Here is a 12,737-nt window from a genome sequence, read left to right as displayed (position 1 = left end):
AAGAATAAGTCATAGTATCATCTAACCATAGCTTGTAAAAATCATTTCCTATATCATAATGAAATTCTATGTTCTTCTTACTGTTTTTAATGTTATTTGTAGCTATCTTTAACAAACTTGAATATTTATCACTATTACTTAAAAAGCTTTCTTTATTGTTATATAAAGACTCAATAACCTTTTGAACACTTCCTTCAATATCTATCTTATTGGTCATATAAGCTTCACCAAAAGTCAAAGAAGGGTCCTTAATAATATCTGCTTTAGGTATAGGTTCATTAAAAATTATTTTAAATTGAACTTCTCCTTTTCCATAAATTTCTGAGCTACCATCCCAAAGTTTCAGTTCAAATGTATCTGAAAATAAATTTTTGAACAATGTTTTGTAAAATACTTTGTCAATTATCATGACATTCATCTCCTTTTTCCGTGTTTAAATATTATTATCAAATCTATATAAATTTTACTAATAATCTTATGTAAAAAATTAATATATATTGCAATTAAAAATTCTTATTTGGATTATATTCACCTATTCAAAAATAGCAATATTATTGAATATACTCCAAATAACATTCATAATTGAAGATATGAACTTTGTTTGTCTAATTCAGTATATATGATTACATTATGTGTTGCTTGGACTATGTTCACAGAGTTGCACAATATTCATAATATCAAAAGAATAATATGAATGGCGATTTACTGAAATCTCTAGATGGTAAGCTATTCCCTATTTCTGTTATCAAATACCATTATGAAAAGAATGAACCGTTATTGTTTTTACCGCCATATAGTCCAGAAATGAATTTAATAGAGGAGTTATGGGGATCTAAAATAATTTATGATGTTTTTAAACCTTCTAATAGTTAAACTTAAGTATAAAATTATTGTGACAACCCTATATTTAAGTTTAACTATTAGTTTTATAAATGTAAAACAGTTATTACTTATGTTAATATAAGTATAGATTATATTAAACTATACAAGGAGATTTATTATGAACTTTGAACAAATGGAATATATTAAAGAAATTGTTAATACAAAATCAATCTCTCTCGCAGCGCAAAATCTTCATATTTCTCAATCAGCTATAAGCCAATCGCTATTCCAATTAGAAAAAGAATTAGAAGTAAAATTATTTAAAAGATCTCGAATGGGAACTATACCTACCGAGGACGGTAGAAATATTATTAGAAAAGCTCTAGAAATTGTAAGAAAAGTGGAAGAAATAAAAACAGAATCTCAGATTATAAATTCTTCATTAAAAGGAGAATTAAAAATTGCCTTTTCTCCAAGTGCATTAGCAGGATTTCTGCCATATGCTCTATCATCATTTAAACGAGACTTTCCTCAAATTAAGATAAATCTTATTGAAACTTATCGTAATACAATTATTGAGAAAATTAATAATAATATTATTGATTTAGGATTTATACCTGTTAATAAACATGCAAAAAAAGAAGCGTTAGCTAATGTTAATTTTAAATACTTAGACTATGGAGGCGAAATGAAAATCATACTTTCTAAAAATTCTCCATTAGCTTATGGTGACGCAGTAAGCATTGAAGATTTATTAAATTATCCAATTGTCATATACTCTAGTGAATTTTGTGAAAAGCTGCTTAAGCCTTTAAAAAAGAAGAATATGTCTATAAATGTTTTGTTCACAACCACAAACTCTGAGCTTATAAAAAAAACTGTAGCTGAAGGATTAGCATTTAGCATACTTCCTAGTTCAATGCTAAGAGATGATCCTTATGTAGAAAGTCAAAGAATTATCCCTATTTCATTAATTGATCGCGAATTTGATTCTGACTTTAAATTTGCTTGTATATATTCTAAAAAAAGCGGTAATAAAAGAATAGTAGATAACTTTTTAAATTATCTATTATAAATTACATAAAGACATATATAAATTTGCCACCATTCTGACACAATTGCTCACTATAATAAACTTATAAGATTGATAAAACTTTTTTTCATAAATATTTACCCTATAAATATAAAAAAGCAACATTCATATTCCCCTATGAATGTTGCTTTTTCTTTAATTTTTCAAATTTAGTATTGTAGCTAATCTGAGGAAAATCACTAATATTTTATGCCTGAATTTTTATATGAGAAAATGTCTTAAATTCAAACAAACCTTTATCAGTTAATTTAATTTCCGGAATAACCGGAAGAGTTAAAAAAGATAGAGTTAAAAATGGATTAAACTCCTTTTCAAATCCTATTTTATTTAAAGCTTTATTCAAATCATAAAGCTCCTCTTGAACTTTTAAATAACCATTTTCAGACATTAATCCTCCTATTGCAAGGGGTAATGATGCTACAACTTCTTTACCTGAAACAATTGCAATTCCTCCATTCATCTTTTTTATATGATCTACTGCTAATAGCATTTCTTCATCAGAGTTTCCAATAACAACAATGTTATGAGAGTCGTGAGCTACTGTTGTTGCAATGGCTCCACTTTTTATACCGAACCCTTTAACAATACCTAGCCCAATATTTCCTGTTGAATGATGTCTTTCTACTACAGCTATTTTTAACTGATCCTTTGAAATAGACGTACTAAAATATCCATTATTTATATCCGCTTTTTCGATTTTATGATATGTCATCAGACTATTAGGAACAATTTCTATTACATTACATAATTCTGAAGATATTGGTATTTCCAAATCGCTTTTTCTAAGTTCTTTCATATTTATCATAGGTAATTTTGAAGCTAATTCTATATTATTTTCACTTCCTTTAATTATTTCATTATTTACTTCTCCATTCTCTACAATACATTTCCCTCTCTTTATAACTTTATTAACTAGAATACTATGCAAATCATCTAATATTAATAAGTCAGCCTGATATCCAGGTGCAATTGCTCCTAAACTACGAAGTCCGAAAAACTCCGCTGCATTAATAGTTGCCATTTGAATTGCTGTAATAGGATCAAGTCCTTCTTTTATAGCAAGTCTTACATTATGATCCACACTTCCTTCATTAATCAAATCATCAAGTAATTTATCATCTGTAACCAACATACATCGCCTTGAATTTATGGGAGTAATAACTGGCAGAAGTGACTTTAAATCCTTAGCAGCTGTACCTTCTCTAATCATTAAATACATACCTAATTCCAAACGATCTTTTGCATCTTGTACATTAGCACATTCATGATCTGCATAAATTCCTGCCGATGCGTATATATTTAATTCTTCTTTACTAAGTCCAGCAGCATGTCCATCTACAATGCCTCCATTTATATTAGCATTAATAAGCTTTTTAAGCATTTCTTCATTTAGGTTAGCTACAGATGGAAAATCCATAACTTCTGCAAGACCTAATACCCTTGAATGTGAGTAAAAAGGCTCTAAATCCTCTGCATCTAATCTTGCTCCACTACTTTCAAATGAAGTTACCGGAACACAAGAAGGAAGCATAATAAACACATCGATAGGTAACTTTTCTGATGAGTTTAACATAAAATTAATCCCTTCTGTCCCCGCAACATTAGCAATTTCATGTGGATCTGCCATTACTGTAGTAACTCCATGCTTAATTAATACCTTTGACAATTCATTTGGTGTAAGCATTGTACTTTCAATATGCATATGACCGTCAATAAATCCAGGAACTATAAACTTACCATGTGCTTCTATAACTTCTTCGCCCTCATACTCTCCAATACCTGCTATATACCCATCTACAATAGCCACATCACCTTCTGTAATGCTGCCAGTAAAAACATTCACTATCTTTCCATTTTTTATAACAACCTCTGCTTTTATTTCCTTCTTTGCTACCTTAATTCTTTTCTTTAAAAAAGACATATTATTTTTCATAAACTACACTCCTTGCTACAAATACAAATTTATTTTTTAATAAAAAAATCCTGATTACGAAGAAAAATGAATAACCAATTTTCTTCGTAATCAGGATTTTGTGGTTCCTGGTAGAGACCTTCAAACCATATTATTGAAGTTATACGAACAACTTTTCTATTAATTTTATATCATTATAGCTTAGTATAAACGTCCTGTCAATTTAAATTAACAAATTTAAATCTAATTAATTATTTAAAAAAACAAATCTTTGGAAAGTAGCTTTTAGGGATTAACCACTCAAGAACCCTCACATTATTAATATCCTTATAGAAAAATTTATTTACTATAGAATTCAAAATGCAGTAACTATTTTATCATTTTTATCACCTATTTTTTATATGTTTCAATATTTTCAGATTAATATCAAAAAAGAGTTATAAGAAAATCTTATAACTCTCAAAATAATCACAAACTATCTTCTATTATTTTGTTGTTTTCTAGCTCTTCTACAATCAGGACATCTTACTGGTTCGTTGTCAAATCCTTTTTCTTTGTAGAATTCTTGTTCTCCAGTTGTGAAAACAAATTCATTTCCGCAATCTTTACATACTAAAGTCTTATCTTCCATATTAACTTCCTCCTTCTAAATTAAAGATTAATATATCGATTCATATAATTCTCTAAAAGGAGAAATGCATAATATCTATAAAAAACCTTTTTTATTACAAAACTTATTATAACAGCTTTTCTTTTAAATATCAATCTTTTATTTTAATTTTTATTAATATTTATATTTCTGCTAATTAGCTTTTTAATATTTATAATTTATGAATGGTTAAATCATAAAAAAAGGCTGTAAGATAACTCTTAATATAATACATAATAAATAGTATTTTAAACATTCATAAATTTATTGTAGTATACACTATATTGAGCCTAAAGTATAGTGTTTTTATATGGAAATGCTACAAACTAGCGTTATAAATAAATTTCAAAGATATTATAGCAAAACATAATACTTAAAATTCATTCAGTATTCCTTGCTCATTCTCAATTAATTTTTTTGTGTATATTTACATAACAAAAGGGTGCTCCTTTATGCATTATTACATTAGAGCACCCTTTTAGTAGATCACTACATATTTTAAACATAGCACCAAAACTTATTCATTTAAATCAGTATAAACTCCACTTTTAGAGTAAATAGTCCATTCGCAGATATTTGTCACATGGTCTCCTATTCTCTCCAGATACTTTATTACGAATAGAAGGTTTATTCCTTTTTCAGTTAAGCTTTCATCTAGTTTTATATCGTTAACAAAGCCTGTGAATAAAGATTTATAGCAAGCATCTATCTCATCATCTTTTTCGCAGATTTTATAGGCCATTTCATCATCATTCTCAATATATGCATTTATGGCTAACTCTATCATCATTCTCACTTTTTTCTCCATTTCCCATAGAGTTTCTAAGTTCTTTGAAAAATTATTAACCTTGCCGCCCATCCTTTTGGTTATTTTGCATATATCAACTGCATGATCAGCCATTCTTTCTAAATCCGTAACTATCTTTGATGCAGTCATAACTTTTCTTAAATCCGTTGCAAGCGGCTGCTCTGCTGCAATAAATTTGATGCATAGCTCTTCTATTGTCTTTTGCAATTCATCAACCTTATCATCACTTTTAATTATATTATTAGCTATTTTTATATCATAGTTCTTTAAACTTAACATGCTTTCATATATTTGTTTCTCTACCAGGTTAGCCATAATTACCAATTGCCTATTGATATTCTTTACCCTAATATCCTGTGATCCTCTCGTCATTGTTTTTCTCTCCTCTTTTTACCACTTATTATGTACTGTATTTATTTTTTAGAAATTCAACCTATATTTCCACTTTCACTTTATATTCTTGTATTTAAACCGCTTTTATATTCCTATTTCATGTATATATATTGTAATTTGCACTATATATTTTTCTTATCTTACATTATTGTCATCGCGCAGTCAAGAACTATATAAAAACAAAAGATGCCCTTTATAAAAGGACATCTTCGTTTATTACAAGAAATTTATGTTTTACTCGTTTAAATCCACATAAACTCCAGTCTTTGAAAAAATAGTCCATTCGCATATATTAGTTACATGATCTCCTATTCTTTCTAGATATTTTATTACAAATAACAATTGTGTTCCTTTTTGAATTAAATTTTCATCTACTTTAATTGCATTTATTAAACTTGTAAATAATGATTTATAGAATGCATCTATCTCATCATCACTCTCACAAATCTTATAGGCCAGTTCATTATCTTCATTAATGTATGCCTCTATAGCAGATTTAGTCATCATTCGTACTTTCTTATCCATTTCCCATAATTCTGATGAACTTCCTTCTAATGACTCTATCTCTCCACCTATTCTCTTTGTTATCTTACAAATATCAACTGCATGATCTGCCATTCTTTCTAGATCTGTAACTATCTTTGAAGCAGTGAATACTCTTCGTAAATCTGTTGCAAGCGGCTGCTCTGTTGCAATAAACTTAATGCATTCTTCTTCTATTCTTTTTTGCATTTCATCAACTTTATCATCATCTTTGATGATTTGATCAGCTTTTTCTAAGTCATAATTCTTTAAAGTAAGCAGACTTTCACATATTTGCTTTTCTACTAAACTGGCCATTTCTATTAATTCTTTGTTTATATTTCTTACTCTAATATCTTGTGATCCTCTTGTCATAATTCCAATGCCCCTTTCTCATCTTAGCCAAATCTACCTGTAATATAATCTTCTGTTCTTTTATCTCTTGGATTATAAAAGATATCTTCTGTTTTTCCATATTCTATTACTTCACCGCTTAAAAAGAAGGCAGTTTTATCAGCTATTCTTCCTGCTTGCTGCATATTATGCGTTACAATTATAACAGTATAATTCTTTTTAAGTTCATCCATAAGTTCTTCCATCTTACCTGTAGATATAGGATCCAATGCTGAGGTTGGTTCATCCATTAAAATTACTTCTGGTGAAACTGCAAGAGTTCTAGCTATGCATAACCTTTGCTGCTGACCACCTGATAATCCAAGAGCACTTGATTTAAGCCTGTCTTTAGTTTCATCCCAAAGTGCTGCTCCTCTTAAGCTCTTCTCCACGATTTCATCTAATATCTTTTTGTTCTTTGTCCCATGTATTCTAGGTCCATATGCAATATTATCGTAAATGGACATTGGGAATGGATTAGGTCTTTGGAACACCATCCCAACTCTTTTCCTTAAATATATATCATCGCAATCTTTATATATGTCTTTACCTTCAAATAAAACTTCACCTGTTATCTTTACAATTTCAATTAAATCATTCATTCTATTTAAAGTTCTTAAAAATGTCGACTTCCCACATCCTGATGGCCCAATAAGTGCTGTAACTTCATTTTTATTTATTGACATATTTATACTCTTTAAAGCCTGATTTTCTCCATAATACAAGCATAAGTCTTTAGTTTCTATAATATTCATAACTATCTCCTACTTCCCACTATAAGCTTTCATTAATCTATTTCCTAATAGTCTCGCTCCAACATTAAACAAAAGAACTACAAGTATAAGCACTGCTGCTGTCCCATTTGCAATTTGTGATGCATCTGGTACAGTTCCTTCTGAATTTAACTTCCATATGTGAACTGCTAAAGTTTCTGCAGGTCTAAAAAGTGAAAACGCAGAACGGCTTCCTGACAAATCTATTGTGCTGAAGTCTAAATTTCTCGAACTTAATCCGGAAGTATATAAAAATGCTGCTGCTTCTCCAAATATCCTTCCTGCCGCTAAGATAATACCTGTTAATATTTCTCCCATAGCTGTTGGTACTGTAATTTTAGCTAGGGTCTGCCATTTAGTTGCGCCAAGTCCAAGAGATGCTTCCTTTACTCTTTTGCTTGCAGATGTTATAGCATTTTCTGAAATTCTAGTCATTGCTGGTATATTTAATATACTTACAGATAAAGCCCCTGCAAGAAGTGAATATCCAAATCCACCCATATTAACAAAAACTAACAATCCAAACATACCTATAACTATAGATGGAAGTGATGACATAGTTTCAAGAGACATTCTTATGAATCTAAGAATCGGCCCTTCTTTTGCATATTCAGCCAAATAAATCCCTGCTCCAATTCCAATTGGAATTGTAATTATTAGAGATACAATTAACATATAAAACGAATTAAAAAGCTGAGGGAAAATTCCGCCTCCAGGTCCTGTTAATTTAGGATTCCCAAACAAAAATGAAGGCTTTAACATACTTCCGCCTTTATATAAGATATATACGATAAATGCACCAAGTAAACACACAATAAACATACTTATCATGTAGAATATAATTGTTGCAATCTTGTCAACTTTTTTTGCATCCATTATACTGCACTCCTTTTTTCAATCATTCTAACTATAACAATAAATATAAAAGAGATCACAAGTAAAATTAATGCCAATGTCCATAATGCATCATTTTCAGGAGTTCCGCCAACACTATTAGCCATCTCCATTGTTATAATACTAGTTAATGTTGCCATTGATCCAAAAAGGCTATCTGGTATTTTTACAGTATTACCAATTACCATTTGAACTGCTAATGCTTCTCCAAAAGCTCTTGCTATTCCAAGTACTACTCCTGTAAGTATCCCTGTTCTTGCACCTGGAACTATTACTTTATAAATAGTCTGCCATCTTGTAGCTCCAAGCCCATATGAAGCTTCAATATGATCCTGAGGTATGGTTGTTATAGCATCTATAGATAACGTTGCTATAGTAGGTAATATCATTAATGATAGAACTATAATTCCTGCAAGCAAAGAAAATCCCATCCCACCAAAATGATTTTTAATAATTGGAACTAACACTGAAATACCAACCCATCCATAAACAACTGAAGGTATTCCAACTAATATTTCTAATGAAGGTTTAATTATCTTCTTTCCAAACTTACTTGATATAACATTCACAAAAATTGCCAAAGCAATAGCAATAGGTGCACTTAAAATAACTGCACCTATTGATACTGCGGTTGAACCTAAGATGAATGCGAGAGCTCCAAAGGAAGGCTCTCCTCCTTTATTTGGCTTCCAATCACTTTTGAATAAAAAATCTGTGACACTATATCCATCAGCTGTAAATATTCTTATTCCTTTTGATGCTATGAATATTATTATTGATATTGTTATAAGTATTATTAATATTCCGCATACTCCTGCAAAGCCTTGGCCTAAATATTCATTGATAAGCCTTTCCTTAAAACTTCTTTTCTCCATCTTTACTCATCCTTTAATTTGAAATTATTTTACTTTCATGTCACTTCCTGCAACAAATCCTAAATCATCTAGTACTGATTTGTCGATTTTATTTGTACAATAATCTATAAAGTCTTTAGCTACACCTGTTGCTTCTCCTTTAGTGTACATATGACCCCAAGACCAGAATTTATATTTACCAGTACTTATGTTGTCTTTGTTAGCTTCAACGCCATCAAGTTTTACTAATTTTAAAGTATTCTTAGCATCTTGATCGTTCATGTATGCAAGTCCTATATAACTTATTGCTCCATCATTTTCCTTCATTGCACTTAATACTGATCCATTTGCATCTTGAGTTACGCCTAAAGAATCATTTTCTAGAGATTTATCTCCACCAAGTACTACTGTTGTAAATGTTGCTCTTGTTCCTGAATTAGAAGGTCTATGAACTACTAGTATTGCTTTATCAGGGCCTCCAACATCTTTCCAGTTTGTAACTTTTCCTGAGAATATATCCTTAAGTTGATCTGAAGTTAAGTTGTCTATTCCTAGGTCTTTTCCTACTACAATACCAAAACCTTCAGCACAAACCTTATGATCAACTAATTCTTTTGCTTTATCTGCGCTTAATTTTTCTTCTGCAAATATGTCTGAATTTCCTACATCTACTGATCCATCCGATACTTGTGTAAGTCCTGTACCTGATCCTCCACCTTGAGCATTAATTTGTGCATCTGGATTTGCCTTAGTATATGGATCTATTGCTTTTTCCATTAATGGTAATAATGCTGTTGATCCACTTAAAGTTATAGATCCTGATACTTTATCAGTTGATTCAGTCTTTGCTCCATTATCTGATTTTGCTCCACCATTTGATGAGCTTCCACATCCCACCATAGCGCCACCTAAAACTGTTACTAGTAAAGCGCCTATAACAAATTTCAATGTTCTCTTTTTCATGATAATTTCCCTCCATAAATAAATTCAACTTCATTTATTTTCATATTTTTTCTATCTACATATACTATAATATAACCAGTTAGTTAATCTATTATTATAGGTATGTTAAGTTATATTAGAGGAATGTTAAAAAAATTTAACATTGAAACATGTAAATTGTCATAAATTAAACTATATTAGTGTTGTAATGCAGGTTCAGCGTTCTCAAATTGACATAAAAAAAGACTGCATGTTACATGCAGCCTACTGTACATATGGAATTTTAACCTCAAAAACCGTTCCTTCTCCAAGCTCACTTTTAACATTAATTTCTCCATTAAATAGTTTAGCAATATGTTTTACAATTGCTAGACCTAGGCCAGTACCGCCCTTCTTTCTTGACTTATCGACTCTATAAAAGCGTTCAAATACTCTTGATATATCTTCTTTAGGTATTCCTATTCCATTATCTTTTACTATTAGACAATAGAATCTATCTTTATTATAGCTTGATATTTCTACTTTTCCCGATCCGTCTTTTGAATACTTTATAGCATTTTCCACTAAATTTAAGACTAACTGATAGAACTTATCTTTATCTCCTATGATATTTCCTGCATAATCATCTTTAAATTCTAATTTTATATTTTTGTTAACTGCAATTTTTCTCATAATGTTAAGTACTTCTTCAATCACTGAATTTGGTTTAAATTCATTCATGTCAAAAGTTAAATTACTTTCAATACTTGATAGTACTAATATATCGTTTATTAATCTTGACAATCTATCTGCTTCTTTATCTATAATATCCAAAAACTTTTCTCTTGTTTCATCATCTTTAACCAGCTTTAATGTTTCAGCAAAGCCCTTTATAGAAGTTAATGGAGTCTTTAGTTCATGTGATACATTAGCAACAAACTGACTTCTCATAAGCTCTACTCTATTTATATCTGTAATATCTTGAAAAGTTATAACCTTCCCTATGTTTTCCTCACCATCAAACATATCTGATTTCTTGATCTTAAAATCTCTCTCCACTGGATGCAGCATTTTTATTTCCTTATCACTGTCTTCTTCCTGCTGCAAAAAATCACTTATATCATAATCATTTACGTAATCCAATAAATACTCGCCGACAATGTTTTTCTTAATTCCTAATAACAGTTCTGCACACGGATTAATTGAAATAACTTTATCTTGATTATCAACTGCCACAACACCGCTATTCATGCTTTTTAATATTGATTCTATTCTATTTTGTTTATCTATTACTTCATGAATTTTAATCTGCAATTGTTCAGCCATATTGTTAAAACTATTTCCCAAAGTTCCAAGCTCGTCATTAGTCTTAATATTAGCCCTTATTTTATAATCTCCGTGAGTCATTTTAAGAGTTACACTTTCCAATTCTTTTACTGGATCAACAATTTTTTTCACTAACCTTAGTGATAAAATTATTGAAAATGGCATAACCAGAGCTAATATTCCTAAACAATATACAATATTTTCTTTTTGAAGCATAGTTATTGTATAAACACTAACAGAGCTTCTTATTACATAATTATTGCTTAATTTAGTTGCATAATAAATTAAGTTAGCTTTAATTGTAGCACTATATCTCTTAGAATGACCTTCCCCAGTTTCAAATGCAGCCTTAACTTCTTCTCTCTCTTTATGGTTTTCCGGACTTAACTGTTCATTATCATACAAGACAACACCATTATTATCTATAAGTGTAAAACGCACATTTATACCATTTATTTTGGTATCATTTAATGCTCTAAGAGCCTCATAATCATTTTTGCTAATATCTGTAGCATTATTAAGTTCAGAAATTAAATAATTTATGTTTTTAAGTTCTTCATCTGTATTTTTAATTTGTTCCATATTTATTATTAAAATAAAAGATGAAGCCACAATTATTATTGCAAATAACACCGTTATAATAACTGAAGTCAATATTTTATTTTTCATTTTTATTCTGCCGGGTTAAATCGATAACCCACTCCCCTTATAGTCTCAATAAATCTTGGATTCTTATCATCCTCTTCTATCTTCTTTCTTAGGTATCTTATATGAACATCTACAGTTCTTGTTTCACCAATATATTCATATCCCCAGATTTTATCCAATAAAGTTTCTCTTTTGAGTATCTTACCTCTGTTTTTTATTAATATTTGAAGAAGTTCAAATTCTTTTAAGGTTAAATCCACCTTTTTTTCATTAACATATACTTCATGTCTCTCAAAATCCACCCTAAGATTTTGTGAATCATAAACATCGCTTTCTTCTATTTCATTAAATGTATTTGTCCTTCTTAATACAGCTTTTACTCTTGCAAGCAGCTCTCTTACAGAAAAAGGCTTTGTTATATAATCGTCAGCTCCAAGCTCAAGTCCGAGTATCTTATCTAATTCCTCCCCTTTTGCTGTAAGCATTATTATTGATGTCTTTTTCATTTCATTATCTCGTTTTATTTCCTTGCAGACATCAAAGCCATCGATTCCTGGCAACATTAAATCAAGCAGCAATAAATTTGGTTTTTCTGCCTTAGCTATTTTTACTGCTTCTATACCATCGTTTGCTGTAAAAACCTCATATCCTGCATTGAGTAAGTTAAATCTTATTAACTCAACTATATGTTCTTCGTCATCCACTATTAGTATTTTTTCCTTAGCCATA

The 12,737-nt window shown here is 29.9% G+C and carries 12 protein-coding genes, 1 pseudogene and 1 riboswitch; of the genes and pseudogenes, 2 read left to right on the top strand and 11 right to left on the bottom strand.

The window, feature by feature from the left end; genetic code table 11:
- The coding region (locus CLOBL_RS05165; RefSeq protein ID WP_179117682.1) for a class I SAM-dependent methyltransferase at nucleotides 1-409 on the bottom strand (409 nt) is incomplete at its 3' end.
- A gap of 335 nt (nucleotides 410-744) precedes the next feature.
- Here CLOBL_RS05165 and CLOBL_RS28460 point away from each other — a divergent pair.
- Together CLOBL_RS28460 and CLOBL_RS05155 are read left to right on the top strand one after the other, a co-directional pair.
- Nucleotides 745-855 (top strand): annotated as a pseudogene (locus CLOBL_RS28460) (IS630 family transposase); the annotation flags it as partial.
- Nucleotides 856-1,000: 145 nt separating this feature from the next.
- Nucleotides 1,001-1,897, top strand: coding sequence for a LysR family transcriptional regulator (locus CLOBL_RS05155; protein ID WP_077858037.1), 897 nt, complete (start codon nucleotides 1,001-1,003; stop codon nucleotides 1,895-1,897).
- Between the two features lie 205 nt (nucleotides 1,898-2,102).
- On the opposite strand, the gene ade is transcribed toward CLOBL_RS05155, so the two are convergent.
- From ade to CLOBL_RS05105, 10 genes are all read right to left on the bottom strand, one after another.
- On the bottom strand, nucleotides 2,103-3,848 hold the full coding sequence (ade, locus tag CLOBL_RS05150; protein WP_077858036.1) for an adenine deaminase: 1,746 nt from the start codon (nucleotides 3,846-3,848) through the stop codon (nucleotides 2,103-2,105).
- A 67-nt stretch (nucleotides 3,849-3,915) separates the two neighbouring features.
- Nucleotides 3,916-4,015: riboswitch (purine riboswitch) on the bottom strand.
- A gap of 287 nt (nucleotides 4,016-4,302) precedes the next feature.
- The gene (locus tag CLOBL_RS05145) at nucleotides 4,303-4,458 is read right to left on the bottom strand and encodes a zinc-ribbon domain-containing protein (RefSeq protein ID WP_009169078.1); all 156 of its coding nucleotides are present in this window, start codon (nucleotides 4,456-4,458) and stop codon (nucleotides 4,303-4,305) included.
- 535 nt (nucleotides 4,459-4,993) lie between these two features.
- Nucleotides 4,994-5,656, bottom strand: coding sequence for a phosphate signaling complex protein PhoU (gene phoU / locus CLOBL_RS05140; RefSeq protein ID WP_077858035.1), 663 nt, complete (start codon nucleotides 5,654-5,656; stop codon nucleotides 4,994-4,996).
- Between the two features lie 255 nt (nucleotides 5,657-5,911).
- The gene (phoU, locus tag CLOBL_RS05135) at nucleotides 5,912-6,574 is read right to left on the bottom strand and encodes a phosphate signaling complex protein PhoU (protein ID WP_009169070.1); all 663 of its coding nucleotides are present in this window, start codon (nucleotides 6,572-6,574) and stop codon (nucleotides 5,912-5,914) included.
- Nucleotides 6,575-6,597: 23 nt separating this feature from the next.
- Nucleotides 6,598-7,347, bottom strand: a complete 750-nt coding sequence (pstB, locus tag CLOBL_RS05130; RefSeq protein ID WP_077858034.1) for a phosphate ABC transporter ATP-binding protein PstB — start codon at nucleotides 7,345-7,347, stop codon at nucleotides 6,598-6,600.
- 9 nt (nucleotides 7,348-7,356) lie between these two features.
- A complete protein-coding gene (gene pstA / locus CLOBL_RS05125) occupies nucleotides 7,357-8,241 on the bottom strand; it encodes a phosphate ABC transporter permease PstA (protein WP_077858033.1) in 885 nt (294 codons plus the stop codon).
- Nucleotides 8,241-9,134, bottom strand: a complete 894-nt coding sequence (gene pstC, locus CLOBL_RS05120) for a phosphate ABC transporter permease subunit PstC (protein WP_077858032.1) — start codon at nucleotides 9,132-9,134, stop codon at nucleotides 8,241-8,243. The genes pstA and pstC overlap by 1 nt, the downstream gene beginning before the upstream one ends.
- A gap of 24 nt (nucleotides 9,135-9,158) precedes the next feature.
- Nucleotides 9,159-10,076, bottom strand: coding sequence for a phosphate ABC transporter substrate-binding protein (locus tag CLOBL_RS05115; RefSeq protein ID WP_077858031.1), 918 nt, complete (start codon nucleotides 10,074-10,076; stop codon nucleotides 9,159-9,161).
- 243 nt (nucleotides 10,077-10,319) lie between these two features.
- Entirely contained in the window at nucleotides 10,320-12,029 is a 1,710-nt protein-coding gene (locus CLOBL_RS05110) for an ATP-binding protein (protein WP_077858030.1), read from the bottom strand.
- A gap of 2 nt (nucleotides 12,030-12,031) precedes the next feature.
- Nucleotides 12,032-12,736, bottom strand: a complete 705-nt coding sequence (locus CLOBL_RS05105; RefSeq protein ID WP_077858029.1) for a response regulator transcription factor — start codon at nucleotides 12,734-12,736, stop codon at nucleotides 12,032-12,034.
- Nucleotide 12,737 lies beyond the last annotated feature (1 nt).

Source organism: Clostridium sp. BL-8 (genome assembly GCF_002006495.1).
Lineage (GTDB): Bacteria > Bacillota > Clostridia > Clostridiales > Clostridiaceae > Clostridium.
The sequence above is the reverse complement of the archived record's forward strand: the minus strand, read 5'-3'. Positions and strand labels throughout refer to the sequence as shown.